22 protein-coding genes and 2 tRNA genes are annotated in these 26,423 nt (G+C 35.5%); 10 read left to right on the top strand and 14 right to left on the bottom strand.

Going from position 1 to position 26,423, the window contains the following annotated elements; genetic code table 11:
* Positions 1 to 131 precede the first annotated feature (131 nt).
* Genes D778_RS12940 through tgt form a run of 3 tightly spaced genes read right to left on the bottom strand, consistent with a single transcriptional unit; the run spans position 132 to position 3,258 of the window.
* Positions 132 to 1,034 carry a DMT family transporter gene (locus D778_RS12940; RefSeq protein WP_007651465.1) on the bottom strand — a complete coding sequence of 301 codons (903 nt, stop codon included), beginning with the start codon at positions 1,032 to 1,034 and terminating at the stop codon, positions 132 to 134.
* Positions 1,021 to 2,097 carry an LptF/LptG family permease gene (locus D778_RS12935; RefSeq protein ID WP_081602645.1) on the bottom strand — a complete coding sequence of 359 codons (1,077 nt, stop codon included), beginning with the start codon at positions 2,095 to 2,097 and terminating at the stop codon, positions 1,021 to 1,023. The genes D778_RS12940 and D778_RS12935 overlap by 14 nt, the downstream gene beginning before the upstream one ends.
* 30 nt (positions 2,098 to 2,127) lie before the next feature.
* Positions 2,128 to 3,258 (bottom strand): tRNA guanosine(34) transglycosylase Tgt, encoded by a 1,131-nt coding sequence (tgt, locus tag D778_RS12930; protein ID WP_007651459.1) that lies wholly within the window; start codon positions 3,256 to 3,258, stop codon positions 2,128 to 2,130.
* Between the two features lie 169 nt (positions 3,259 to 3,427).
* Between tgt and D778_RS12925 the strand changes: the two genes are divergently transcribed.
* The 3 genes from D778_RS12925 to D778_RS12915 all read left to right on the top strand — a co-directional run bounded on the left by D778_RS12925 (position 3,428) and on the right by D778_RS12915 (position 5,986).
* Positions 3,428 to 4,273, top strand: coding sequence for a transketolase (locus D778_RS12925; protein WP_007651457.1), 846 nt, complete (start codon positions 3,428 to 3,430; stop codon positions 4,271 to 4,273).
* Positions 4,274 to 4,396: 123 nt separating this feature from the next.
* Positions 4,397 to 5,350 (top strand): transketolase family protein, encoded by a 954-nt coding sequence (locus D778_RS12920; RefSeq protein WP_007651455.1) that lies wholly within the window; start codon positions 4,397 to 4,399, stop codon positions 5,348 to 5,350.
* 48 nt (positions 5,351 to 5,398) lie between these two features.
* Positions 5,399 to 5,986, top strand: a complete 588-nt coding sequence (locus D778_RS12915) for an outer membrane beta-barrel protein (RefSeq protein ID WP_007651453.1) — start codon at positions 5,399 to 5,401, stop codon at positions 5,984 to 5,986.
* Positions 5,987 to 6,046: 60 nt separating this feature from the next.
* Here D778_RS12915 and D778_RS12910 read toward each other — a convergent pair whose 3' ends face one another.
* Positions 6,047 to 7,141: an FKBP-type peptidyl-prolyl cis-trans isomerase gene (locus D778_RS12910; protein ID WP_007651451.1), complete on the bottom strand. Its 1,095-nt coding sequence runs from the start codon at positions 7,139 to 7,141 to the stop codon at positions 6,047 to 6,049.
* Between the two features lie 82 nt (positions 7,142 to 7,223).
* On the opposite strand from D778_RS12910, the gene D778_RS12905 reads away from it, so the two are divergent.
* Together D778_RS12905 and D778_RS12900 are read left to right on the top strand one after the other, a co-directional pair.
* Positions 7,224 to 7,595: an RNA-binding S4 domain-containing protein gene (locus tag D778_RS12905; RefSeq protein ID WP_007651450.1), complete on the top strand. Its 372-nt coding sequence runs from the start codon at positions 7,224 to 7,226 to the stop codon at positions 7,593 to 7,595.
* A 57-nt stretch (positions 7,596 to 7,652) separates the two neighbouring features.
* Positions 7,653 to 8,156, top strand: a complete 504-nt coding sequence (locus D778_RS12900) for a phosphoribosyltransferase family protein (RefSeq protein ID WP_007651448.1) — start codon at positions 7,653 to 7,655, stop codon at positions 8,154 to 8,156.
* On the opposite strand, the gene D778_RS12895 is transcribed toward D778_RS12900, so the two are convergent.
* Positions 8,148 to 8,666 (bottom strand): shikimate kinase, encoded by a 519-nt coding sequence (locus D778_RS12895; protein ID WP_007651446.1) that lies wholly within the window; start codon positions 8,664 to 8,666, stop codon positions 8,148 to 8,150. The two genes, D778_RS12900 and D778_RS12895, sit on opposite strands and share 9 nt — an antisense overlap.
* Positions 8,667 to 8,797: 131 nt before the next feature.
* On the opposite strand from D778_RS12895, the gene D778_RS12890 reads away from it, so the two are divergent.
* Positions 8,798 to 8,870 (top strand) — tRNA-Lys (locus tag D778_RS12890).
* A 53-nt stretch (positions 8,871 to 8,923) separates the two neighbouring features.
* Positions 8,924 to 9,008, top strand: a tRNA-Leu gene (locus tag D778_RS12885).
* Positions 9,009 to 9,011: 3 nt separating this feature from the next.
* On the opposite strand, the gene D778_RS12880 is transcribed toward D778_RS12885, so the two are convergent.
* From D778_RS12880 to D778_RS12855, 6 genes are all read right to left on the bottom strand, one after another.
* Positions 9,012 to 9,575, bottom strand: coding sequence for a TlpA family protein disulfide reductase (locus D778_RS12880; protein ID WP_040492505.1), 564 nt, complete (start codon positions 9,573 to 9,575; stop codon positions 9,012 to 9,014).
* A 91-nt stretch (positions 9,576 to 9,666) separates the two neighbouring features.
* Complete coding sequence (locus D778_RS12875) at positions 9,667 to 11,931, bottom strand: aconitate hydratase (protein ID WP_007651442.1); 2,265 nt, start codon at positions 11,929 to 11,931, stop codon at positions 9,667 to 9,669.
* A gap of 266 nt (positions 11,932 to 12,197) precedes the next feature.
* The gene (locus tag D778_RS12870) at positions 12,198 to 13,151 is read right to left on the bottom strand and encodes an AAA family ATPase (RefSeq protein WP_007651441.1); all 954 of its coding nucleotides are present in this window, start codon (positions 13,149 to 13,151) and stop codon (positions 12,198 to 12,200) included.
* A 2-nt stretch (positions 13,152 to 13,153) separates the two neighbouring features.
* Positions 13,154 to 14,605 carry a peptidylprolyl isomerase gene (locus D778_RS12865; RefSeq protein WP_040492503.1) on the bottom strand — a complete coding sequence of 484 codons (1,452 nt, stop codon included), beginning with the start codon at positions 14,603 to 14,605 and terminating at the stop codon, positions 13,154 to 13,156.
* Positions 14,568 to 15,428 (bottom strand): peptidylprolyl isomerase, encoded by an 861-nt coding sequence (locus D778_RS12860; protein ID WP_007651437.1) that lies wholly within the window; start codon positions 15,426 to 15,428, stop codon positions 14,568 to 14,570. The genes D778_RS12865 and D778_RS12860 overlap by 38 nt, the downstream gene beginning before the upstream one ends.
* 4 nt (positions 15,429 to 15,432) lie before the next feature.
* Entirely contained in the window at positions 15,433 to 17,382 is a 1,950-nt protein-coding gene (locus D778_RS12855) for a peptidylprolyl isomerase (protein WP_007651436.1), read from the bottom strand.
* A gap of 156 nt (positions 17,383 to 17,538) precedes the next feature.
* Here D778_RS12855 and D778_RS12850 point away from each other — a divergent pair, with 156 nt between their 5' ends.
* Both D778_RS12850 and D778_RS12845 read left to right on the top strand, forming a co-directional pair.
* The gene (locus D778_RS12850; protein ID WP_007651434.1) at positions 17,539 to 18,000 is read left to right on the top strand and encodes an SRPBCC family protein; all 462 of its coding nucleotides are present in this window, start codon (positions 17,539 to 17,541) and stop codon (positions 17,998 to 18,000) included.
* The gene (locus tag D778_RS12845; protein ID WP_040492501.1) at positions 17,987 to 18,226 is read left to right on the top strand and encodes a hypothetical protein; all 240 of its coding nucleotides are present in this window, start codon (positions 17,987 to 17,989) and stop codon (positions 18,224 to 18,226) included. Before D778_RS12850 ends, D778_RS12845 begins: the two co-directional genes overlap by 14 nt.
* A 127-nt stretch (positions 18,227 to 18,353) precedes the next feature.
* On the opposite strand, the gene D778_RS12840 is transcribed toward D778_RS12845, so the two are convergent.
* The 3 genes from D778_RS12840 to D778_RS12830 all read right to left on the bottom strand — a co-directional run bounded on the left by D778_RS12840 (position 18,354) and on the right by D778_RS12830 (position 23,216).
* A complete protein-coding gene (locus D778_RS12840) occupies positions 18,354 to 19,991 on the bottom strand; it encodes an ABC-F family ATP-binding cassette domain-containing protein (protein WP_007651429.1) in 1,638 nt (545 codons plus the stop codon).
* A 167-nt stretch (positions 19,992 to 20,158) separates the two neighbouring features.
* Positions 20,159 to 21,616 (bottom strand): cardiolipin synthase, encoded by a 1,458-nt coding sequence (cls, locus tag D778_RS12835; RefSeq protein ID WP_007651427.1) that lies wholly within the window; start codon positions 21,614 to 21,616, stop codon positions 20,159 to 20,161.
* A 25-nt stretch (positions 21,617 to 21,641) separates the two neighbouring features.
* Positions 21,642 to 23,216, bottom strand: a complete 1,575-nt coding sequence (locus D778_RS12830) for a serine hydrolase (RefSeq protein WP_007651423.1) — start codon at positions 23,214 to 23,216, stop codon at positions 21,642 to 21,644.
* 274 nt (positions 23,217 to 23,490) lie between these two features.
* Here D778_RS12830 and D778_RS12825 point away from each other — a divergent pair.
* Positions 23,491 to 26,423: M14 family zinc carboxypeptidase (locus D778_RS12825; protein WP_040492499.1), on the top strand; the 2,933-nt coding region annotated here is incomplete at its 3' end.

Below are 26,423 nucleotides of genomic sequence, written 5' to 3'. Positions count from 1 at the left end.
TTTTAATTAGCACACAAAATTACATATTTTATTTTGTTTTAATTTTAGAATTAAAACGAAATACACGTTAAATTTAATCAATTGCTTTTAATTGTGCGTATCTATTTAAGGATAAAAAAGTTACTTATTGGTTATTTGGGAAGCTTTTTTGCTTTTCTGCGTTTTCTTTGTTTTAAAAACCCATTGAGCATTACAACACTTATAATTATAAAAGCTCCAACATAAAACGAAGTACTCATCATTTCGTTTTTAGGAAAAAACAAAAGGGCCAGGATGATTCCATAAACTGGTTCCAAGTTATAAGTTAAAACCACTGTATAAGGGCTTAGGTACTTCATTACATACACAGAGGCAATAAAAGCGTAGGCAGTACATACCGATGCCAAAATAAACAAATAGCCAAAATCTGAAGTGCTTAAATTAAAGAATTCCTTTGAAAAACCTTCCCCAAAAAGAAGCATGAAAATGCTGATAAATAAAACACCACTAATAAACTCGTAAACAGAAATAACAGTTGCAGTATGTTTTTCCAAAAATTTCCCATTCAATACGGCAAAAGTGGATGATAAAAAGGCTGAAACAATACCAAGAACAATTCCATTTATATATTTAAATTCACTGTTGGTTATAATGGCAACACCAACAATAATGAGGAGCCCAAAAATAATTTCGTACCCAATAATTTTTCGTTTATAGATAAGGGGCTCCAATAAGGAGGCAAAAAAAGCTCCAGTTGAAAACATGGCCAAGGTAATGGAAATGTTTGACACCTTAATGGACTCAAAAAACGTGATCCAGTGTAAAGCAATAATTATACCTGCAAAAGATAATTTTAAAAGGGATTTGGGTGGGATCTTTATGTTTATTTTGGCAAAATAAACATACACAAACATAAGCACAGTTGCCATTAACATTCTATACCATACCAGTGAAACTGCATTAATGGTAATAAGTTCGCCTAAAACAGCCGTAAAGCCTGCAATAAAAACCAGAAGATGTAAATGCAGGTAATTTTTTAAACTATCGTTTTGCATTGTACAGAAGATAAGCAGCCAACACTCCAAAAATTGCATTTGGGAACCATACTGCAACCAATGGGGAAAAGTCTGACTGTGAGGCAAGAACTCCAAATATTTTATCGAAAAACACAAAAACCATGGCAATACAAATACCAAAAGCCAAGTTTACTCCCATCCCTCCACGACGTTTTATGGAGGAAACAGCAACAGCTATAATGGTTAAAATAAATACAGAAACGGGCAAACTCCATTTCCTGTATTTTACCAATTTATATCTATTGATGTATGAAGAACCTCTTTGTTCTTCTTTTTTGATAAATTTATTCAACTCTCCATATGGTAGAGTTTCAGCAATGTAAATAACAGGCGTTAAATCTTCCAAATCAAAAGAAAAAATGGTGTCTTTCCGTCTAGAGATTTCTAAAATATCATCGCCTTCACCTATACGTCTTTTAGTATAATTTATAAGTTTATAAATGGAGTCTTTCTCATCGTATTTAATGGTGTTGGCACTTATTTTGTAAGTCATTTTGTCATTTTCAAAATGTTCTAAAGTGAAATCCCTTCCCACTTTTTGTTTCACATCAAAGCTACTTACATAAATATAATCGTTGTCATTAATTTGTCGATACACGTTTTGATTGTCCAGTGCATCGTTCTTGCTTTTAAGGTATTTATAGTTAAAATCGTTAAAACCATTACTGGCATTAGGTGCCAAATACATACCCAAAACCAAGGCTAGAATGGCTACAATGCTAGCACCAATCATATAAGGTCTTAAAAACCTGGAGAATGAAACGCCAGAACTTAAAAAAGCAATTACCTCTGTATTGTTGGCTAATTTGGAAGTAAACCAAATAACTGATAGGAATAAAAATAAAGGGAACAATAAGTGCGCAAAATATATGGTAAAGTCCAAAAAATAAAGCAATACTTCACCTAAAGGCACTTCGTTTTCAAGAATTTTACCAATTTTCTCAGCTAAATGAACTGTTATACCAATAGGTATGAACAACAATAACATGATGAAAAATGTAAATAAATAACGTTTTAATATGTACCAGTCCAGTATTTTCAATGTCTGTCTATTGTTGGTGTTTTTAATTTGTTATAATCGCTTATCCATTTGTTTCACCATCATGTCCTTCCAAGTTCTAAAATCTCCTGCTAAGATATGTTTTCTAGCTTCACGAACCAACCACATATAAAATCCTAAGTTATGAATAGTTGCAATTTGGGCTCCCAATCTTTCATTCACACTAAATAGATGACGCAAATAAGCTTTGGTGTAATCTGTATCTACAAAAGTAATACCTAACTCATCCACAGGTGAAAAGTCGGCTTCCCACTTTTTATTTTTAATATTTATGGTACCATGAGCCGTAAATAACATACCATTTCTGGCATTTCTGGTAGGCATGACACAATCGAACATATCCACACCCAAGGCAATATTTTCCAAGATATTGATAGGAGTACCAACTCCCATTAAATATCTGGGTTTATCTTCTGGTAATATGGTGGTTACCACCTCTGTCATGGCATACATTTCTTCGGCAGGTTCTCCAACAGACAAACCTCCTATGGCATTACCTTCCGCTCCAGCATTTGCTATATATTCGGCCGATTGCATCCTTAGGTCTTTATATGTGCTTCCTTGAACTATTGGAAAAAAGGTTTGACTATAACCGTATTTAAAAGGGGTTTTCTCTAAATGTGTCATACATCTATCCAACCATCTATGGGTCATGTGCATAGACCGTTTGGCATAGTGATAATCGCAAGGGTAAGGCGTGCACTCATCAAAAGCCATGATAATATCTGCTCCTATACTTCTTTGAATCTCCATCACGTTTTCTGGGGTAAATGTGTGGTAACTTCCATCAATATGAGATTTAAACTTCACCCCTTCTTCCTTTATTTTTCTATTGGCAGAGAGTGAGTATACTTGATATCCACCAGAGTCGGTTAAAATATTCCTATCCCAATTCATGAATTTGTGGAGACCTCCTGCTTTTTCAAGGATTTTGGTTTGAGGCCTTAAATACAAGTGGTAGGTATTCCCTAAAATTATATCTGGATTGATATCGTTCTTTAATTCACGTTGATGAACCCCTTTTACAGAGGCCACAGTACCAACTGGCATAAAAATAGGTGTTTCAATTTTGCCATGGTCTGTAGTAATCTCTCCAGCTCTGGCTTTAGATTGGGTGTCTTTTCCTTTTAATTCGAATATCATGTTCTTAGATCATCAGTCGGCAAATATAATTAACATATGCTTTGGAACTTCTTAATAAAATCAAAATTGTTAGCAAATCCACATAATTCGTTAATAAGTGCCTAACAACTCCTTTTGATTACGCGTTTTAAAACTTTATTTTTGCCATTTAAAAATTAACTTTTAAAACATGCCAAACACACAACAATTAAAAGATTTAACAACACAGGTACGTAGAGACATTTTGCGTATGGTGCACAAAGTAAATTCAGGCCATCCTGGAGGTTCATTAGGTTGTGCAGAATTTTTTGTAGCACTATACAGTGAGATTATGGACAGAAAAGACCATTTTGATATGGATGGTATAGGAGAAGACTTGTTCTTCTTATCCAATGGCCACATCTCTCCTGTATATTATAGTGTTTTAGCCAGGTCTGGCTATTTTCCTGTAAACGAATTAAACACCTTTCGTTTAATCAATTCCCGTTTGCAAGGTCACCCAACCACACATGAAAACTTACCTGGCGTACGTATAGCCTCTGGATCTTTAGGTCAAGGCATGTCTGTAGCTTTAGGAGCTGCACAAACCAAAAAATTAAACAAAGATTCGCATTTAATTTACAGTCTTCATGGCGATGGTGAATTGCAAGAAGGGCAAAATTGGGAAGCCATTATGTATGCTGCCGGAAACAAGGTTGACAATATTATAGCCACAGTAGATTTAAACGGACAGCAAATTGACGGCTCCACAGACGATGTGTTGCCTATGGGAAGCCTTAAAGCTAAATTTGAAGCGTTTGGTTGGACTGTTGTGGAAATTAATGAAGGGAATGACATTGAAGCCATCTTAAAAGGCATGGCTGAGGCAAAATCCAAAACTGGTCAAGGTAAACCTGTTTGCGTTTTATTAAAAACAGTAATGGGTCATGGTGTTGATTTTATGATGCACACACATGCTTGGCATGGAAAAGCTCCAAACGATGAACAATTAGCAAGAGGATTGGAACAAAATCCTGAAACAGTAGGAGATTATTAACCCTTTCTCTAATTACGATTTTTAGACTTATGAAAGCCCATAATGGGCATTTGACAAATAATGTCCACACCCATCAAAACAACCAAACAACTGAACCACAGGTTCTTGATAAAATCTAAATAGATGAAAACATATACAAATACAGGAAATAAAGATACACGCTCAGGTTTTGGAGCAGGATTAACAGAACTTGGAAAAACCAATGAAAATGTGGTAGCACTCTGTGCCGATTTAATTGGTTCCTTGAAAATGGACGATTTTAAAGCAAATCATCCAGAACGGTTTTTTCAAGTAGGAATTGCTGAAGCCAACATGATTGGTTTGGCTGCCGGTATGACCATTGGTGGAAAAATACCATTCACAGGAACATTTGCCAACTTTTCCACAGGTCGCGTTTACGATCAAATTCGCCAAAGTGTAGCCTATTCTGATAAAAATGTAAAAATATGTGCCTCGCATGCAGGATTGACTTTAGGTGAAGATGGTGCCACACATCAAATACTGGAAGATATTGGCTTAATGAAAATGTTGCCAGGCATGACAGTTATCAACCCTTGCGATTACAACCAGACCAAAGCTGCCACTATAGCCATAGCTAAACATCATGGACCTGTTTACTTGCGTTTTGGGAGACCAAAAGTAGCAAATTTCACTCCAGAAGAGCAAACGTTTGAAATTGGCAAAGCACTTCATTTAATTGATGGAACAGATGTTACCATTGTTGCTACTGGCCATCTGGTTTGGGAAGCACTTGAGGCTGCCAAAGTATTGAATGCCGAAGGGATTTCTGCAGAGGTTATAAACATTCACACCATAAAACCATTGGATAACGAAGCTATTATTAAATCGGTTTCCAAAACCGGTTGCATTGTTACTGCTGAAGAACACAACTTTCTTGGAGGCCTAGGAGAAAGTGTTGCCAGGGTTTTAGCAACCAACAAACCTACACCACAGGAATTTGTAGCCACTAATGACACTTTTGGCGAATCTGGCACTCCAGAGCAATTAATGGAAAAATATGGCTTAAACAGTGATGCCATTGTTAAAGCAGCCCAAACTGTTATAAAAAGAAAATAATTGCCTATTTGTTTCGTTTTATTTCTAAGAACTTTAAAAACGAGACTCATGAAACATGCAATTTATATTGGTTTAGTATGTGTACTTTTTACCACGTTTTCTTATGCCCAAAACAAATCTGGTTTTGGTTTTAAAGGTGGTATTAATTACAATGCCAATGGTGATTATTTTGAATCCATAGGTAGTAATGCTGAAAACCCAGATAGGAACATAGGATACCATTTTGGTATCTTTGGAAAATTTGGTGGTAAAATTTTTGCCAAACCGGAATTGGTTTATACAAACACCAGTAGCGACTATAGTGATGGTAGTTTTAAAATGCAAAAACTGGATGCACCTCTTTTGGTTGGTATTAGGATTCTAAAAATGTTCAATGCATTTGCAGGACCTTCATTTCAATACATTTTAGACACCGAATTTGAAGGAATTGACATAAAGGATGTAGAAAACGACCTTACTGTTGGTTTAAATTTTGGCTTGGGTGTAAGTTTTAACAGGATTGGTATTGATTTAAGATACGAAAGAGGCTTTAGCGAAAACGAGGCCACATTTATTGACAACCATTCTGGTTTGGGTGTAAGTAGAATAGACACAAGACCAGATCAATTAATTTTAAGTTTATCATTTATTTTATAAATAAATACAAAAAAGCCACTTTATTAAAAGTGGCTTTTTTGTTTATGGATGTCTGTAAGTTTAAAACACACTACTGTCCAAATAATCCGGAATGCCGTCATTGTTAGAGTCTGTAATAATAACTGTGTTTAATGTAAACGTACCATCATTATTATCTTCTATACTGTATAACAATTCCCCAGGAGCTGCATAGGCATCGTAATAAGCTTGAGCAGCAGCATTGGTGGTAAAAGGCTGCATATTTTCATCTTCAGTGTAGGCTGTTCTTTCCACTTCATCTTTGGTTAAAGTTCCATCACCATCATCATCCACGTCCACGAAATTGGCTAAACCATCACCATCGGTATCATCATTAAAATAATCTTTATCTCCATCAAGGTTTTCCAAATATGAAAACACTCCGTCGGAATCGTGATCCAACAGGGTTCTTTTTTCAGCATTGAAAATAAATATTAAATTGGAATAAGCTGGAACTGTAGCTTGAGTTTGTGAGAAATAGCCCAATCCAGAAGGCACAAACACGGCTCCAATACCATGGTTGTGATTTGTTATGGTTCCATCTCCGTTTTCGGTATATGCTTGTCTTGCTTTAAACTCAATGATACCCTCTCTAAAACCATCAACAACACCTCTAATATTTCCTACTGCTGTCAAATCAAAAGGAATAGCAGAAACAGCACTATCAAACAGTGTGCTATCCATTAAAAATCCTTGGTAATTAGCAAACACACGATCAATGCCATGAATCTCACCACCCATACCTTCCCTTACTACCAGGTAATAAAGTTTGTAAACAATACCTTCAGAATCGGTGACTTCTTTGAATTTCAATTCATCGCCCAACATCTCCATTAACGACGTTTTATCGCTATTGGCACCTGCAATGGTATCAAAAACAATCTCAAAAGTATCATTAGGTGTCACGTTATAAGGCATCACACTTAAATCGCTATAAGCTGGATTTTGTTGAAACTCTTCGTAATTGTAAAAGTGCGTTTCCAGGTATTCTTCAATCTCGGCTATATTTTCGTCATACACTTCCTGTCTGTCCCTAACTGGAACCACATAAGGCTCATCATTATCATCATCCTTTTTACAGGATAAAACTACCAAGCCTAAACAGAAAATAGCAGTTGCTACATTTTTAATTTTCATTATTGCTTCTTTTTTGAGGTGCAAGATACAATTTATTAATAATTTTGCACAAGAACATTAACGTAGATTTTCAATAAAAGTTATGCGAATTGACAAGTATTTATGGTGTGTGAGATATTATAAAACAAGGAGTCTTGCTACTACTGCATGCAAAAAGGGACATGTTAGGGTTAATGGTGACCAAGTGAAACCTAGCCGCGATGTTTATCCTACAGATGAAGTGCAATTAAGAAAAGACCAAATAAATTACACATTTACAATAAACGATTTGCCTCCAAATAGGGTTGGTGCCAAACTGGTAGACATTTACCGAACTGATACCACACCAAAGGAAGCCTTTGAGGCGCAAGAACTTTTAAAATATTCCAAAGATTATTACAGGAAAAAAGGAACTGGCAGGCCAACCAAAAAAGACCGAAGGGATATTGACGATTATCAAGATGAAATTGAGTAACAAAAACAACTTAAGTTTTAATTTAGTATTTTATCTTTGAACAAATAACCATACAAGATGACTTTAACTAAAAACATCATATTAAATCACGAGGAGATCAATCATAAAATTAAACGAATCGCGTATCAGATTTATGAAAACAATGTTAATGAAACTGAAGTTATTTTGGCTGGGATTGACAGTAATGGTTACATACTTGCCAAAAAACTAAAATTGGTTTTAAATAAAATTTCCCCGATTGCTCCTGTATTGTGTAAGGTTGAGATTGACAAAAAAAACCCTAGAAACAGCATTAAAACATCTTTAAAACCTGAAGACTACCAAAACAAATCTGTGGTTTTAATTGATGATGTCCTAAACTCCGGAACCACTTTGATATATGGTGTAAAACATTTTCTCGAGGTGCCTTTAAAGCAATTTAAAACAGCTGTGCTTGTAAACAGAAATCATAAAAAGTATCCTGTTAAAGCAGATTTTAAAGGTATTTCTTTGTCCACTTCTTTAAATGAGCACATTGATGTTGTTTTAGAAGGAAAAGCGTTTAAAGCCTATTTAAAATAATTTTGTAATAATGGACTCGACAACCTCTTCTTTAGGTTTGTTAGCGTCCATTTTAAAGTGAGCTTGATTGTAAAATGGTAAGCGTTCAAACAAATGTTTACCTACAAATTCCAACATATCGGTTTCATTGGACACATATTTTACAAGTGGCCTGTTTTCTTTGTCGCTCATAAGTCTTTTTGCCAATTCACTCACGGGAACATTTAAAAAGAAGGTTGTTATTTCTTTATTGTTTTTAAGTAATTCCAAATTATTGGTAAAACAAGGAGTGCCGCCACCCAAAGATAAAACCAGATTGTTTTTGGATGAAATCAATGCTTCCAAATAGCTGTTTTCAATTTTTCTGAAAAAAATTTCACCTTTTTCCATAAAAATTTTTTCAATGGATTTACCCTCATTTATTTCAATGAAATCATCTAAATCCAGATAATCCATTTTTAAAACTTTGGCTAATTCCCTGCCTATTAATGACTTCCCTGAAGCCATATATCCCAATAAAACTATTTTCATTATGGTTCTAAATTTACAACTTAATATCTGTACAAAGTAACAAAACAAAAAAACAAAAATAATCTTAGAAAAAGGTTTGGAATATTGATTAAACGTTTTATATTTGCACCCTCAATAAAGAAACACAAAATGACCTGGTAGCTCAGTTGGTAGAGCATCTCCCTTTTAAGGAGAGGGTCCTGGGTTCGAGCCCCAGCCCGGTCACAAAAAAAGTTAAGCATTTTGCTTAACTTTTTTTATTTTTACACTAAATAAAAGCGCACGTGGCGGAATTGGTAGACGCGCTAGCTTGAGGGGCTAGTATTCGCTTAGAATGTGGAAGTTCGAATCTTCTCGTGCGCACTTTTAGTCTTTCAGTAAGTCATCCAATTGACTTCTTACTCCATCGCTATTCCAGTTTGCAGCTCCCGTTTTGTCAATTACAATGAAACCTTTTTTATCTATCACGTATGTCCTTGGAATGGCACTGGCATCAAAAGGTTTTGGATAAGCTGTTTTTGGAGTATGCACCTTAAAACCATAATTGTTTTTTGTTATGAAATTTGAAATGGTTTCTTGACTTTCGTTTGAAACGAACAAAAAAACCACTTTGTCTTTGTAAGATTCATATAGCGCATCCAAACTTGGCATTTCGGCAATACATGGTGGGCACCAAGTAGCCCAAAAATTAATTAGCACTACTTTTCCTTGAGCTTCATTAAAATTATAAACGTCTCCAGTATCGCTTATCAATTCCCAATTGTAATGTGCCACTTGTTCCCGTTTATCCTCAGCTACCGTTGAAGGACCAATCAAAGCCAATCCCTTGTGTAAAAACACTTGTATGGGTTGTCGGGTTTGCGGGATGATCAATAGTAAAATCACTATTAAAAAAATTATATTGCTGGTATTTAATTTAGGCTTTTTCATCAGCTATAAAAGACGTTGTTTAATTGATTAACTTACACAAACCAAAAACTCCTGAATTGCTTCAGGAGTTTTAATGGTTTTAATGGTTTATTTAGGATGCGTTTTGCTTTTTTATCAAGTTTAATGCAGACCCTTCGTTGTACCAATCAATTTGGGCTTGATTGTAGGTATGATTAGCCTTTATAACGTCTTTAGAGCCATCTTTGTGCACAAACTCTATAGTTAGGGGTTTGTCTGGCGCAAACTCGTTTAAATCAAGGAAATTAATGGTATCATCCTCTTGTATTAAATCATAATCGCTTTCATTTGCAAAAGTTAAACCTAACATCCCTTGTTTTTTAAGGTTTGTTTCATGGATACGCGCAAACGATTTTACCAATACTGCTGCAACACCCAAATGTCTTGGCTCCATTGCTGCATGTTCTCTGGAAGATCCTTCGCCATAGTTATGGTCCCCAACAACCATAGAGTAAATTCCTTTAGCTTTGTATTGTCTAGCCACATCTGGAACACCCTCGTAATCACCTGTCAATTGATTTTTAACAAAATTTGTTTTTTTGTTGAATGCATTTACAGCTCCAATTAACATATTATTTGAGATATTGTCCAAGTGACCTCTAAAACGCAACCATGGACCAGCCATACTAATATGGTCTGTAGTACATTTACCAAAGGCTTTGATCAATAATTTTGCTCCTTTTATTTCATTTCCAATTGGCTCGAATGGCGTTAGCAATTGCAAACGTTCTGAAGTAGGACTTACGGTGACTTCTACACCGCTTCCATCTTTTAAAGGCTCTACATAACCAGCATCTTCAACATCGAATCCTAAAGGAGGTAATTCAATCCCTTTAGGCTCATCCAGTTTCACTTCCTGGCCATCTTCATTGATTAAAGTATCGTTCATTGGATCAAAATCCAAACGTCCAGCTATGGCAATAGCTGCAACCATTTCTGGTGAACCTACAAAGGCATGTGTGTTAGGGTTTCCATCTGCACGTTTAGAAAAGTTTCTGTTGAAGGAATGTACAATGGTATTTTTTTCATCGCCTTTTAAATCGCTTCTGTCCCATTGTCCAATACATGGGCCACAAGCATTGGTAAAGATAGTTGCATCTAAATCTTCAAATATTTTTAAAATCCCATCACGTTCGGCAGTGTAACGGATTTGCTCAGAGCCAGGATTGATACCAAAATCTGATTTTGCTTTAATTTTTTTATCTACAGCTTGTTTTGCAATAGAAGCAGCACGTGTTAAATCTTCATACGAAGAGTTTGTACAAGACCCTATAAGTCCCCAATCCACTTTTATTGGCCAATCATTTTTTCTTGCCTTTTCACCAAGCTCTCCAACTGGAGTTGCCAAATCTGGCGTAAAAGGGCCATTTAAATGAGGACGCAAGGTATCCAAATCAATTTCAATCACTTGATCAAAATACGTTTCAGGGTTTGCGTAAACTTCATCATCTCCTGTTAAATATTCACGTATTTTATTGGCTTCATCGGCAATTTCGTTTCTATCTGTAGCTCTTAAATAACGCTCCATAGAATCATCGTAACCAAAAGTAGACGTTGTTGCGCCAATTTCTGCACCCATGTTACAAATGGTTCCTTTTCCTGTACAGGATAAGTTTTTGGCTCCAGGACCAAAATATTCCACAATGGCGCCTGTACCACCTTTCACCGTTAAAATACCTGCTACTTTAAGGATCACATCTTTAGCGGATGTCCATCCGTTTAAACTACCGGTTAATTTAACACCTATAAGTTTTGGAAATTTCAATTCCCAAGCCATACCTGCCATAACATCTACGGCATCTGCGCCACCTACTCCTATGGCAACCATTCCTAATCCACCAGCATTTACGGTGTGCGAATCGGTTCCAATCATCATACCGCCTGGAAAAGCGTAATTTTCTAAAACAACCTGATGAATAATTCCAGCTCCAGGTTTCCAGAATCCAATACCATATTTATTAGATACAGACGCTAAAAAATCGAACACTTCGCTGCTTGTTTGATTGGCACGCAACAAATCTGGTGCAGCTCCTTGCTTGGCTTGAATCAAGTGATCGCAATGCACTGTTGTGGGCACAGCAACTTTAGATTTACCAGCTTGCATAAATTGCAATAAAGCCATTTGTGCTGTAGCATCTTGGCAGGCAATTCTATCTGGTGCAAAATCTACATAATCTTTACCTCTAACAAAAGCTTTAGTAGGTGTGCCATCCCAAAGATGGGCATATAAAATCTTTTCAGAAAGTGTTAATGGTTTTCCTACAATTTTTCGTGCAGTATCTACACGTTCTGCCATTGTGGAATACACTTTTTTTATCATGTCTATATCAAATGCCATAAGTTGTATTTAAAGGGTTGTTAATTAGATTTATTTGTTCCTAAAAGGATTGGATTGCAAAATTACAAATTTTAAAGGAGATTTAAAAATATGTAACAAAATGAAGAAAAAACTGAATATAATTCAAAAAATGTTCTTTTTTTGTTTAATATTTTAAGTTTTTCATAATTTATCATTGCTTAAAATAATAAATTAACAAAATGTAAATTTTTGTTTGAAGACAAATAAAAATGAATTTTTTAAAAATTCAGCTTAAAAAAACTGTATTAAAATAAGCTTTTAATGATTTGCTCTTCTGAAATACCTTCGGCTTCGGCTTTGTAGTTTTTTATGATTCGATGTCTTAAAATACTTTCGGCAACAGCTTGAACATTTTCAATATCTGGGGAAAATTTACCATGTATGGCAGCATGTGTTTTGGCTGCAAGTATTAAATTTTGGGAGGCTCTTGGACCTGCTCCCCAATCTATGTAAGTTTTAACCAACTCTGAAGGAGAAGCTCCATTTGGCCTGGTTTTAGCAACCATTTTCACCGCATATTCAATAACGTTGTCTGCCACTGGCATACGTCTTATAACATGCTGGATATCTATAATTTCTTGGGCAGAAAACAGCGAATTTACGGTAGCCTGTACATCTGTAGTGGTAGCTTTTACCACTTGCACTTCTTCATCAAAGGTTGGGTAATCTAAATTAATGGCAAACATAAAACGATCCAGCTGAGCTTCTGGTAATGGATACGTTCCTTCTTGTTCTATTGGGTTTTGGGTTGCCAATACAAAATAAGGCAAATCCAACTTATAATTATGTCCTGCCACAGTCACCGAACGCTCTTGCATGGCCTCCAATAAAGCTGCTTGGGTTTTAGGTGGTGTTCTGTTAATCTCGTCTGCCAAAATAATGTTAGCAAAAATAGGTCCTTTTATAAATTTAAAATGTCTGTTTTCATCTAGGATTTCACTTCCCAGGATATCACTGGGCATTAAATCTGGTGTAAATTGAATGCGTTTAAAATCCAATCCCAGGGTTTGGGCAATGGTATTGACCATTAAGGTTTTTGCCAATCCTGGTACACCTATCAAAAGTGCGTGGCCTCCAGAAAATATAGAAATCAATATCTGGCTAACCACTTGATCTTGACCAACTATAACTTTGGCGATTTCTGATTTTAGGGCATGATATTTTTTTACTAAGGCTTCTACTTTAGCTACGTCGGACATATTTATTTTTTTAACCAGTTACTAGAAAATTCGCAATCCCTATGTTCGCCATTAATTTTAATATAGGTTTCCATGATTTTTTCGTCTTGCCATTCTTCTATTACTTTAAACCTCTTTTCATTTAAAGCTAGTTCTTTTATTTTTAAGTAATCTTTGGAATAGTCAGCAACGTGTTCGTCCACACGATCGCTTACTTTCATGATTTTAAACTTAATATTGCCTGTTCTACCTCTTTCGGTTACAATTAAACTTACTTCATCTTCTTCCAAATCCTGAATTTGACCATAAAGTTCTGGATCCATTCTGGTAAGTTCAAAATTGTAATCCTGTGTCGCTGGATTGATTAAATAACCTCCTTCGCTCTTGGTCTCTTTTTCATCACTGGATTCCCTTGCCGCATCTTCAAACGATATATCTCCAGCAATGATACGTTCCCTGATGTTTTCTATTTTGGCTTTTGCTTCGTTTACGGCTTCTTGAGATACTTCTGGAATCAATAAAATATGACGTACATCGTATTCTTGACCTCTAATTTTTTCCAAATAAATGATATGCCAACCAAACTCTGTCTCAAAGGGCTCGGATATTTCACCTTCTTGCATGGCAAAGGCAACATCCCTAAACTCTTTTACCATTCTTGGTTTTTTTCTGTATAAGGTATAGAGTCCTCCTGTTTTAATAGATTCTTTATCGTCTGTATACAATACAACTTTAGAACGGAAACTTGCTCCATTTTCCAAGACATCGGCTCTAAATTGGTTTAGCTGGTCTATGGCTTTTTGAACATTCTCAGGAGAAGCTTTTGGCTCAATAACAATTTGAGCTACTTTCAATTCGGTACCAAAGGTTGGTCTTTCATCTTCTGGAATTTTATTAAAGAACTGTCTTACCTCTTCTGGAGTCACTTCCACTTCTTCAATAATTTTCTTTTGCATTTCGCTTGCCAACTTATTGCTCTTATTGATTTCAAACATTTCATCCCTAAAGCTTTTTTCGTCTTCTTTGTTATAAAAGGCTATAAGTTCTTCCATGGTTTTCCCAGATTGTGCCAAAAACTGTTGCAATTGATAATCTACAGCTGAACGAATTTCCGCATCTGATACAACAATACTATCTTGTATGGCATGATGTGCATACAATTTGTCTTCCAGTAATTTACCAAACAATTGGCATCTGGTAACACCTTCCATAGAAGCTCCTTGTGCTTTAAGCTGAAGGATGGTATTATCGATGTCTGAATCTAAAATGATGTAATCTCCAACTACAGCTGCAACACCATCAATTTTTCTTGAGGATGTTCTATCTACAGAATCTGTTTTAACAACTTGGGCTTCTTCTTCATCTTCAATAATGATCTGTGCAGAAACGAATTGTGATACTAAACAGAACAAACCTATTAGTACATACTGGTTGAATTTAATTGTAGATTTCAAATTTTTTATTTTTAATAGCATCTTTAGTAATGTCTTTTTCTAATTCCCTAATGAGTTCTAACTTTCGTTTGTTGATAACAATTTTATCTATTGTTGGTTTAACATATTCCAGTGGTGCTGTGCTATTTCTAAGTAACACATCGTTAATATGCACCAAATATAATCCTAATGAGTCTTTGAGTTGTATAAAATTAGATTTTTTTAACAGTTCGTTTCTGTTTTCACTGGTAATTGGAGGGATTTTATCTACCACTTGGTCGGCTTTTACCCAAACAGAATCTTTTAATGAAAAAGATTTAAACTGAATGGAAATGGAATCCAGCTCTTTTTTATCTGTCTCGTTAAAACGCTTGAATTTGGTTTCCACATCCTTTAAATCCAATCGGTTTTCGTCTATGTTAATATATCTTAGTTTTATTAGGTCTTCATTTAAAACAAACACCTGTTTGTTATCGTTATAATAGGCTTCCATTTCCTCTATGCTCACCACAGTATCAATGTTTTTGGCCACCAAAGCTTCCAAATAAGCTTTGGAATACAGATCGTTTTTATATTCCATGGCCAATTTATTGAATGCTTCCTGTTTGGCTTCGGTAAGGTTGCGCTTGGCTCCACTTACCAACAACTGCTCGGTTGCCCAACGATTTATGAAATTTGTAACAACCACAGCACTGTCTTGAGATGACATGCCTTCTTTAAGCAAAGACTGAATGTCTTCCTCGTATAAATAAGTGTCGTTTACCCTTGCAATCGCTTTTCGGTCGTCTGTTTCTTTAAAAAAATCGCAGGACTGCAACAGCCAGGTTAAAGCAAGTATAAATAATATCTTGGTTGTTAATCTCAATAGATTATTTGTTTAATTGTTTTTTTACGCTTTCAAGCACATCTTGGTTTACATTTACCTGGTATTTTTCTTCCAAGCTCAAGATCCAATTGGCTTCTTTATGGTTTTGGAAATCACTAATAACGGCACCTTTAGCCTCTTCGAAACTCTTTGTTTCTTTTGGCAGCACTTCTTTTACATTGGCTACAATATATCCTTCGTTAAATTTGTATATGTCTGAAACACCTGTTTTAAATTTAAAATCTGCTGGTAAAGATTGATGTTGTGCATCCATGATTCCTGATGTGAAGATAACATCTATTTCACTTTCTGAATTTAAGGCTGCTTTAATTTGTTCTGGTGTTTGATTTTTTTGCAGTAATTTTTGAACTTTTTTAATAGTGGTTTTTTTTGCCGAAGAAGCTACCACTGCATCCACTCTTTGATTCCAAAAGTAATTGTCCTTATGTTTGTTGTAATACGTTTGCAAACCTACAGAATCTTTTTTAGCTGCGTTCCATATTTCGGTTTCCATTAAATCGAACAACAACAAACCATCCCTATATTCTTCAACAATATTGGCGTAATCTTGGTTTTCCACTTCCAATCTCTCTTTTTTATATTGCAGCAATTCGTTTTCCAAAAACGCATGGTAGCTGTTAACCACTAGGGTTTTTATGCTCATTTTTGGCATTTGGCGTCTTTGGTTTTTTACTAAATACTGGCCAAAGTCCTCATAAACTATTTGCTTCTCCTGAATTTTGATTAATGGTTCTTGAGCTTTAAAATCTGTTGGAAGCACCCATTTTCCAATAAAGTAATTGTCATTTAATATGGATTCAAAATAGCTTAAATCTGGTGTTGCATCACTTACTTGGTATTGTTGTTTTAGGTTGTTCAATAACGACTCGTTAATTAATTGCGAACGGGAATCCCTTTTAACTTTCTCTTCAAGTTCAGCTTTCATGTCTTCAAAAGATGCAACCGGTTTTTTTCCATAAAGCTTAATAATGTGCCAACCATATTCGGTTTCAAAAGGTTTTGATATATCTCCAACATGTTCCAGGGCAAATGCCTGGTTTTCAAATTCAACAGAACTCAATTGTCCTCCGGTAAATGGAGCCAACATTCCACCTTTGCTTGCTGAACTTTGGTCTTCGGAAAACTGTTTGGCCAAAGCTTCAAAATCTTCACCTTGCTGCAGTTTTAAATAAATATCGTTAATTCTGGATTCTGGCTTATCGTGAGGCCTATCTTTTTTTTGGTTGCTAATCATGATGTGTGCCACTGTTCGTTCTCCACGTGACTCCCTTTTGTCCTTAACCCAAACAATATGATACCCAAATCTGGTTTTAAATGGCATGGACACCTCGCCTACTGGTGTGTTATATGCAGCTGTTTCAAAATTGTACACCATTTTAAATGCTGAAAAATAGCCTAAATCTTCGGCATAAACGGTTTTTCCGTTATGGATGTCTTTTTTAACTGTTTCAAAACCTTCTTGCATCACTCTATCGCGCAATTTCAGCAACTTATTGTAAGCTTGCAAGGTGTCTTCTGGGGTTGGGTTATCATCTAATCGAATAAGAATATGGCTTGCATCCACTTCGGTGGTCATTCTTTTGTAAGCTTCCTCTATCAGTTCGTCTGTTACTTTGGAGTCTGTTAAATAGTTACTTGCCAATTGCGATTTGTAACTTGAAAGTTCGTTTAAGTAAGACGGTTTCTTGTCCAAGCCCAAAGCTTCAGCTTCTTTTAATTTAAGTTTATAATTGATAAACAATTTTAAATATTCGTCCACATCTTTTTGTGACTCGTCTTTCACCAAATCGATGTTTTTATTGAAAACCCTTATAAACTCAGAAACATATACAGGATCGTTTTCAACAGTAAACAGCACTTCATCGTTTGGGTTTTGAGCATTGCTTGCGAAAAAACACAAAGAAAAAACTGCAATTAAAAAATATTTATTCATGTTGTTTTTTATTTTGATACGATTGCAAAAGTAGTAATATTAAGCTATATAACAAGCTGCATTAACAAACGGTTTTGAAAGTTTTTTAGTATCTTGTATTTATCTGTTTTTAAAAATTAAAATATCGTATCTTTAATATCCTAAAATGAAATTGTCATGAAATATACCACTGAAATTGTTGTCCATATTCCATTAAACGATTTTATTAAAAAATTAAACCACGCTGAAAACATGAAGCATTGGCAAAGAGGTTTGTTAGGTCATGAATTTATTCATGGAACTCCGGGAGACATTGGATCTAAAATGAAATTGAAATACCAAATGGGCAAAAGGCAAATGGAATTGGTTGAAACCATTACCCACAAAAAATTGCCTTATGAATTCCATATGATGTATGATGCGAAAGGCATGCAAAACATTCAAGAGAATTATTTTGAAGAAACACCCGAAGGGCATACTAAATGGACAAGCATAAGCGAATTTATCCCATCCAGTTTTATGCTAAGAATGATGACCTTACTTATGCCTGGAACTTTTAAAAAACAATCGAAACAATACATGCAAGATTTTAAGAATTTTGCAGAAAAAGGAATTTCCGTATCACATGAGAAAACTTAAATTGATTTGGGACTTTAAAGGTCCCGATGCTGCCACAACAGCCGAACACCATAACATACATTTAAAGGAGTATATTACAGCAAAACAATTGCCATTGAACATTACTGGCTGTGAAGTGTTGAACGACATGCATGCCATAGCGTATATGGTTGTTGATGAAGCAGATATGAAGCCCATTCGCGATGCTTTAAAACCTCATAGAGGACAAGTTTACAATGACCAATGAAATTTCAAATTCCAAACCCATAAGTCAATAAAGTAGGTTATTAACAACTATTAAATTGAAGTTTTTAATGATGAGCAAGAATGCTGCTACAGTGTTCATTTTCTAGGCTTAGTTGGAATTAAGCATTTTAGTTTTTTAAATCTATTTGTTTTAAATTTTCCATTCTGTTTCTAATCAAAAATGCATCAATTGTTTCAAAATGCTCTATAACTCTTTGGTCTTTAAACTCGAACACCTTTTGCGACAAGCCTTGCAGAAAATCCCTATCGTGAGATACCAAAATTAAAGTTCCATCGAAGGCTAATAAGGCTTCTTTTAAAACATCCTTGGATTTTAAATCCAAATGGTTTGTAGGTTCATCCAAAATAAGCAAGTTTACTGGCTCTAAAAGCAATTTTACCATTGCCAATCTGGTTTTTTCCCCTCCAGAAAGCACACTTACTTTCTTGTCTATATCGTCTCCTCCAAACATAAAACGACCCAAAATATTTTTTATCTGGGTTCTAACATCTCCTTCTGCAACCTCATCAACTGTTTGGAACACAGTTAAATTCTCAACCAATAAAGAGGCTTGGTTTTGTGCAAAGTAACCTACCTTAACGTTGTGTCCCAAACTACATTTACCTTGAACCTCAATTTCTCCCATAATGGCTTTAATCATGGTAGATTTACCTTCGCCATTCCGTCCAACAAAACATACTTTTTCACCTCTGGAAATGGACATGTTGGCATTTTTAAACACCACATGATTTCCATAGGATTTACTTAAATCCTGAACTGATACAGGATAATCTCCCGAACGTATGGATGGTGGAAAACGCAGTTTTAAAGACGACGTATCTATTTCATCAATTTCAATAATCTCAAGCTTTTCCAACATACGCTCCCTGGAACTCACTTGATTGGTTTTTGAATAAGTCCCTTTAAAGCGCTCAATAAAAGCCATATTATCTGCAATAAACTTTTGCTGTTCTTGATAAGCTTTTATTTGATTGGCTCTTCGCTCTTCACGTAACTGCAAGTAATGCGAATAATTGGCTTTGTAATCATAAATGCGACCCATGGTTACCTCAATGGTCCTGTTGGTAATATTATCAATAAATGCTTTGTCATGTGAAATTACCATAACAGCTTTGGCTTTGTTGATTAAAAAATCTTCCAACCAGATTACCGATTCAATATCGATATGGTTGGTAGGCTCGTCCAAAAGGATTAAATCTGGTTTTTGAAGAAGGATTTTTGCCAGCTCTATTCTCATGCGCCAACCACCACTGAATTCACTGGTCAATCGATGCAAGTCTTCACGTTTAAAACCCAAACCCCTAAGTGCTTTTTCCACTTCGGCATCGTAATTGACATCTTCTAGAGCGTAGTATTTTTCACCTAAATCGGACACCTTTTCAATAATGCACATGTATTCATCCGATTCATAATCCGTTCTGGTTTCCAAAGCCTTATTTAATTTTTCCATTTCATCTCGCATCTCAAAAATATGCTTGAACGCTTTGGAAGCTTCTTCAAAAACAGTACACTTATCTTCGGTCAATAAATGTTGTGGCAAATAGGCAATTACAGCATCTTTTGGAAACCTAACATGACCACGAGTAGGTTTTTGTTCGCCTGCAATAATTTTCATCATGGTTGATTTTCCAGCACCATTTTTGCCCATTAAGGCAATCTTGTCATTTTCATTTACAACAAAAGACACATCTTTAAACAAGGTTTGTCCACTAAATTCTACTGCTAACGCATCTACTGAAATCATGTTCTATTTTTTGAGTGCGCAAAATTATGCAAAAGAAAAGATATAATTTAAAATTAAACGCGAAGAATTCCACATAATGGCAGCAATCCATCTGCAATAAAGCAATGCCAGGCAGGAATGTACCTGTAACTGGTTAAGGCAATAATTGGAAACTTTGTTCCAGAACGCTATAGAATTGGGGAAAACAATCTGGCCAATTTATCCAAGAACCTGTAAACTGCCGGTCTTTTTTCCCACTCTATTAAATCCAGTTGCGAAGTGTCTTCCACATCTTTATAAAAGGTAGTTTTTAATTCTTCAGCTATTTCTTCATCATAAACAATGGCACCAACCTCAAAATTCAGATCAAAACTCCTAACATCCATATTTGCTGTTCCAACAACGGCTATTTCATTATCAATAACCATGGTTTTTGCATGTACAAATCCTTTGGTATAACGATAAATTTCCACACCAGATTTTAACAAGTCCAAATAATAGGAACAAGCAGCAGCATTAACCAATTTAGAATCTGAATTGTTTGGGACTATCAATTTTACCTTTACACCACTTTTTGCAGCAATAAGCAAAGCGTCCATGATGCTTTTGCTTGGTATAAAGTAAGGTGTGGTAATAAGCACTTCCTTTTCTGCTAAATTAATGGCTTGCAACAATGCAAATTTAATGGTTGGCACATCGGAATCTGGTCCACTGGCAGTTATTTGGACATATTTATCTTGTTGACATTGAAATGATTGATAATCTGGAAAGAATTTGCTATTGATTTCCATGTGGTCTTGTGCGCAAAAATTCCAATCGCATAAAAACAGGTACTGTAAATACCAGGTGGCTGGTCCTTCAATTTTTAAATGGGTATCCCTCCAATACACTTTGTTTTTGTTAGGCTCTGTATTAATGTATCTATCGCTAACATTGATTCCTCCCACAAACGATGTGTGTCCATCTATAATGATGATTTTTCTGTGATTTCTATAATTGATTCTATTGGCAAAGGCAATAAGTTTTATTTTGTAAAAAGGAAACACTTTAACACCACCTTCACGCAACCTTTTTACTTGTTTTTTTCTAATGGAACGACTCCCGAAATCGTCATAAATAAACCTTACCTCAACACCTTCAGATACTTTTTTTAAGAGCAGATCAATAATTTGAACTCCAATGTTATCATCTTCAAAAATATAATATTCTATATGGATGTGCTCTTTGGCTTTTGCAATGCATTCCAGGACATCTGGGAATTTTTCTTCACCATTGATAAGCAATTTTACGTTGTTATTGTTTGTTAAAGGGCTTAAATTATCTTTTAAAATAAGGTTTACCAATTTTTTGTTTTCTTGAACTGCTTCATCCCCTTCTTTTAAAACACCTTTGGAATATGAAATGAGCTCTTTTTCCAGGTTTATCTGAATGTTTTCATTGGTTTTTAATTTTTTATCGTACATTTTCCGGATGCGATAATTCACTCCAAAAGAAAAGTAAATTAAAATCCCTACAATGGGAACAAAGATTACCAGCAATAAATAGGCTAAGGCTTTTGTTGTGTTTTGAGTGTCTTCAATTACACGATAGCTCACCAACATTAAAACAATAACATAAATTATTTCCAGGATTAAGATATAGTCCATAAATTGAAGTACTTAGTAGTAGGTATTAATTGTTGTTGACACGTTGCAAATCTAAATCATGAAAATCGAAACTAAAATCGATATTTGGCGAAATGCCTTTCATTTTAATGCTTTGCGCTTTGCCGTTTTCGTCTAAATAAAACATAACAAAAGCATCTGCATTCATATCTTGATACTCCCATTTAACAGCAAAGGTATTCGCTTTATAATATTGTAATTCGCCATTTAACTTAGGAGATCGATAGGATTTAATCCAAAGCTTTCCGTTTTTATTGAACACTTCCATCTTTCCAAACCAATTATCCTTATATATGCCTAAAAAATCTTTTTCGTTTATTTTTACTTTTTTATTGGCTTGAACCGTTTCCCAGACCTGCTTGGTAATAAGATCCCCTTCTGCCTGGCTTTCCTTAAAATAGTTATAAAATTTTTCGGTCCATTGGTAGTCGTCCAATCCTAAATAACCATCTACAATAGTTCTGGAAACTGCCAGAAAAACACCTGCACCTCCTGGTTCTGTATTGGTAAGCACAACCACTCCAACATTTAAATCTGGTATTAAAACGGTTCTACTTAACATGCCTGGAAGCCCTCCTGTGTGAGAGACAACCATGTTCCCCTTTTTATCTGTTAAATCCCACCCCAAACCATATCCAGCAAAATGAGAGTTATACCTAGGATTTCTATTAACATCTGTAGTGGTATGTATTTTCCACATTTCATGCTGACTTTCAACAGAGAATAATTGTTTGTTCAGGTTTTCGCCATATTTCCCTTGGTTTAAATGTAGCAGCATCCACTGGGACATATCATTTACGTTGGAATAAATGCCTCCAGCTGCGCCATTTATCATCTCTTGAAAATTTGGCAGCACTTTAAAGTCGCCAGTTGCCGTATTGTGTGGCAAGGTCAAATTACTTGTATCTTCAATAAGGTTGAGAGCAGCATAGGAATTATCCATGTTCAAGGGCTTAAAAATCCTTTCTGTGATAAAAGCTTCCCAAGTCATCCCACTTTTTCTGGCAATAAGTTCTCCTGCTACCAAATACAACAAGTTATCATAATCAAACTGAGTCCTGAACGCTGAAACTGGCTTGAAATATTGAAAACTGGAAAGCAAATCGTTTATTGTGAAATCAGATCCATCTGGAAAAAACATTAAATCTCCAACCCCCAAGCCAAGCCCGCTTCTATGTGTAAGTAAATCTTGAATATTAAAATTCTCGGTCACGTAGGCATTGTACATTTTAAATTCTGGAATGTGGTCTATTACTTTATCTGTCCAATTTATCTTTCCATCTTCCACCAAAAGTGCCAGAGCTGTTGTTGTAAAGGCTTTACTATTGGAGGCTATGGCAAAATTGCTGTGTTGGTTTACTGGTTTGTTTGTTTGTTTTGAAAGAACGCCATATCCTTTTTCATGAATAATATCACCATCTTTTACAATGGCAACAGCAACACCTGCCACATTAAACTTATCCATGGCATCTGTAACTAGGCTATCTACTTGCAATGAGGATAATTGTCCAAAAGCAGAAAAGATCAAAGTAAGAAAAAGACTTGTTGATAGTAAGAAACGCTTCATCTGTAAGGAATCCATATAATTGGTTTGTTTTTAATTAGAAGTTGATTTTAAAGGTAATTATTTATTGGTTATTATCCTATTTATACTTTTTAAACACCTAAAATATTAAAACTTCAATAAAAGTCTGTTTGGATATTTTAGAGATCAAAAAACACGCTCATTTTTAATGATAATAATATTGGTAATTTTCTTACATTTTTTCATTTTATCGGATTTTTTTGCATTTTGTAGATGTTTTTTGAAATATTTATATATATTAGCCACATCAAATTCATTAAATCCCAATAAAATGAAAAAAATTACTGCATTAAGTATCATTGTCTTGCTAACTACAATACAATTTATCCAAGCACAAAATTTTAAACGGATAGAAGTATTGAACAAAGACCAACACACCATTAACAGATTAGCCAATGAAGGTATTGATCTAAGGTGTGGCGCCAAACTACATGACCATGGTTTAACAATTGAACTCCATGATGAAGATATTAAAAGGTTAGATGTTTTAGGCATCTCTTATAGAGTTCTTATTGAGGACATGGCTACTTTTTACAGAGAAAGAGCTGAAAAAGAACTACCTCATGCAAAACAACTCTTGGAAATTGAAAAAGCAAAAAAATATATCAACATCCAAAACACACAACGCGCTTCCATCTCAAGTACAATAATTGATAACTTTTTACAATATCAAGGCTGTGATGAAATAGATTGGAACGTCCCAGACAACTTCGACACAGGTAGTATGGGTGGTTGTTTGACATTAGAGCAGACTATGGATGCATTGGACGATATGCATAATCTCTATCCAAATTTAATTTCAGCCCGTCAAGATGCTTCCCCTACTGGTAAGAAAACATGGGGAAACCCTAGTAGTACCATAACCAATAATGGGCTTACCTACAATGGAACCGGAAGTGCAGGTAGACGATTCAGTCCGCAAACCATTTATTATGTGAGAATAACAGGAAATCAAGCTTCTCCTGAAGGCAGCAAACCACAAATACTCTACACCTCCATGATACATTCTCGTGAACTTAGCAGTTTAATGGGAAATATTTATTTTATGTGGTACCTTCTTGAAAATTACAATACAGATCCAGCTATTAAAAACCTAGTAGACAATAACGAACTTTATTTTGTACCTGTTGTAAATCCGGATGGTTTGCGATGGAACCAGCTAACAAATCCTAGTGGAGGTGGTATGCAACGTAGAAACCTAAGACCTTATAGCGGAACCACTGATGCTTCCAGAGGTGTTGATCTTAATAGAAACTTCAATTATTTTTGGGGAAGTGCAGGTTTTGGTTCTTCTGGAACTTCCACAAGTGATTCCTATAGAGGTCCATCCGCTTTTTCTGAACCTGAAACCCAAATCATGAGGGACTTTATCTTGGCAAGAAATTTTAAAACTGCTGTGTGGCAACATTCTTACGCCAATGCTATCCCTCATCCTTATGGCGGTCAAAACTTAAATGTTTCTGGTCGTGAAAACGAAATGCATCAATGGCATGAAGACATGACACGGTACAACCGTTACCTTTATGGTGCAAGGGTATTGTCTTCTGCCAATGGTATTGCAGATGACTGGATGATTGGTGGTGCTACCGATGGCAATGGATCCTCTGGTTCAGGGCAACATATACTGGCCACTACACCTGAGAATGGCAGTTATGGCGAAGGTGGTTTTTGGCCAAGTATTTCCAATATCATACCTATTGCCAAACGTATGGTACGTATTAATTTAATGAATGCTTACTATGGTGGAAAATATGCAAAATTCCACGACCAGACCCAAAGCGACATTACTACATTAACATCCAACCTTAAATTTGGTATTGAAAGAATAGGACAAACAGCTAGCAGTTTTAAGCTGACCGTTACTCCTATTTCATCAAATATTGTATCAATTACGTCACCAGCAACCCAAACTGGTATGACTGTTACCGAGCAGCGCAATGTAACAGCTCAATTGGAATTAAATCCAAGCATTTCACCTAATGAAAAAATTGAATATAAAGTGACTTTGGAAGATAATGCTGGAAATGTTTTTTTTGAAGCCAATTTTGAAAAATACTACCAACCAACAGTATTACTTTCAGACAATCCAGACACTGACCTAACCAGCAACTGGTCCATTTCCGGAAGTTGGAATGCTACTACGTCATCCAGCTGGTCCGGTTCTCGTTCCATAAGAAGCACCTCATCGTCTTCTTATAGCAATAACAATACAAGTGTTGCCACTACAAACAGCACATACGACCTTTCTGATGCGGATGGCATTTTGGTACAATTCTATGCCAAATGGGATATTGAACGTAATTATGATTTTATAGAATTATTGGGTTCAACAAATGGTTCAACCTGGTATCCTATATGTGGAAAATATACAAAACCTAATTCTTCTACATCCACCAACGATGGTTTTTATAGGTCTACCAGTTCTTCAACTACAAATTTTCAAAACAGTCAAAGTTCAGGACAAATTTACGATGGTGACCGTTTTAACAATTGGGTCATGGAAGAAATCGTGATTGATGAAAATAACAATGCATTCTTACTAGGTGCAGAAAATGCCCGCTTCCGTTTTAGATTCAGATCTGATGCCTACAATAATCCAGAACAAGAAAACTATTCTAGAAATTTTGATGGTTTTTATTTTGACGATTTCAAAATCATTAAAATTCAAGAGCTTTCTAATCCACCAACTGCAGCTTGTCAAAACATAACTATTCAACTTGATGCAACTGGAAACGCAACAATTGTTGCTACTGATGTTAATAATGGATCTACTGATGATGTTGCTATTACAAATTACAGTATTGATATAGACACATTTGATTGTAGTAATGTTGGAACACCTGTTGATGTAACACTTACAGTAACCGATGGTGATGGTCAAACTGATAGCTGTATTGCAACAGTAACAGTAAATAGACAAGATGAACCAACAGCTGTAAATTGTTGGGATAACTTTGTATATAATGATACTACATGTATGTGGGAAAATCAAGGATCACAAGATCCAGAACCTGCTACGGAATGTTGGGAAACCGCTACGTTCAATGATACAACCTGTTCTTGGGATATAACTGGAACACAGCCTGCTGAACCTGCTACGGAATGTTGGGAAACTGCGACGTTCAACGATACAACCTGTTCTTGGGACGTAACTGGAACGCAACCTGCTGAACCTGCTACGGAATGCTGGGAAACCGCTACGTT

Origin of the sequence: Xanthomarina gelatinilytica (assembly GCF_000348685.1) — a bacterium.
Taxonomy (GTDB): Bacteria; Bacteroidota; Bacteroidia; order Flavobacteriales; family Flavobacteriaceae; genus Xanthomarina; species Xanthomarina gelatinilytica.
This window is presented reverse-complemented; position numbering and strand designations above follow the sequence as displayed.

What these genes read in the sequence shown, in the direction of transcription:
- D778_RS12850 (WP_007651434.1), top strand. Translation starts at nt 17,539, where the DNA reads ATGAAATATACCACTGAAATTGTTGTCCATATTCCATTAAACGATTTT.
- tgt (WP_007651459.1), bottom strand. Translation starts at nt 3,258, where the DNA reads ATGATATTCGAATTAAAAGGAAAAGACACCCAATCTAAAGCCAGAGCT.
- D778_RS12880 (WP_040492505.1), bottom strand. Translation starts at nt 9,575, where the DNA reads ATGAAAAAGCCTAAATTAAATACCAGCAATATAATTTTTTTAATAGTG.
- D778_RS12830 (WP_007651423.1), bottom strand. Translation starts at nt 23,216, where the DNA reads ATGGATTCCTTACAGATGAAGCGTTTCTTACTATCAACAAGTCTTTTT.
- D778_RS12840 (WP_007651429.1), bottom strand. Translation starts at nt 19,991, where the DNA reads ATGATTTCAGTAGATGCGTTAGCAGTAGAATTTAGTGGACAAACCTTG.
- D778_RS12865 (WP_040492503.1), bottom strand. Translation starts at nt 14,605, where the DNA reads ATGCTATTAAAAATAAAAAATTTGAAATCTACAATTAAATTCAACCAG.
- D778_RS12875 (WP_007651442.1), bottom strand. Translation starts at nt 11,931, where the DNA reads ATGGCATTTGATATAGACATGATAAAAAAAGTGTATTCCACAATGGCA.
- D778_RS12855 (WP_007651436.1), bottom strand. Translation starts at nt 17,382, where the DNA reads ATGAATAAATATTTTTTAATTGCAGTTTTTTCTTTGTGTTTTTTCGCA.
- D778_RS12915 (WP_007651453.1), top strand. Translation starts at nt 5,399, where the DNA reads ATGAAACATGCAATTTATATTGGTTTAGTATGTGTACTTTTTACCACG.
- D778_RS12895 (WP_007651446.1), bottom strand. Translation starts at nt 8,666, where the DNA reads ATGAAAATAGTTTTATTGGGATATATGGCTTCAGGGAAGTCATTAATA.
- D778_RS12920 (WP_007651455.1), top strand. Translation starts at nt 4,397, where the DNA reads ATGAAAACATATACAAATACAGGAAATAAAGATACACGCTCAGGTTTT.
- D778_RS12910 (WP_007651451.1), bottom strand. Translation starts at nt 7,141, where the DNA reads ATGAAAATTAAAAATGTAGCAACTGCTATTTTCTGTTTAGGCTTGGTA.
- cls (WP_007651427.1), bottom strand. Translation starts at nt 21,616, where the DNA reads ATGGACTATATCTTAATCCTGGAAATAATTTATGTTATTGTTTTAATG.
- D778_RS12925 (WP_007651457.1), top strand. Translation starts at nt 3,428, where the DNA reads ATGCCAAACACACAACAATTAAAAGATTTAACAACACAGGTACGTAGA.
- D778_RS12870 (WP_007651441.1), bottom strand. Translation starts at nt 13,151, where the DNA reads ATGTCCGACGTAGCTAAAGTAGAAGCCTTAGTAAAAAAATATCATGCC.
- D778_RS12845 (WP_040492501.1), top strand. Translation starts at nt 17,987, where the DNA reads ATGAGAAAACTTAAATTGATTTGGGACTTTAAAGGTCCCGATGCTGCC.
- D778_RS12905 (WP_007651450.1), top strand. Translation starts at nt 7,224, where the DNA reads ATGCGAATTGACAAGTATTTATGGTGTGTGAGATATTATAAAACAAGG.
- D778_RS12900 (WP_007651448.1), top strand. Translation starts at nt 7,653, where the DNA reads ATGACTTTAACTAAAAACATCATATTAAATCACGAGGAGATCAATCAT.
- D778_RS12940 (WP_007651465.1), bottom strand. Translation starts at nt 1,034, where the DNA reads ATGCAAAACGATAGTTTAAAAAATTACCTGCATTTACATCTTCTGGTT.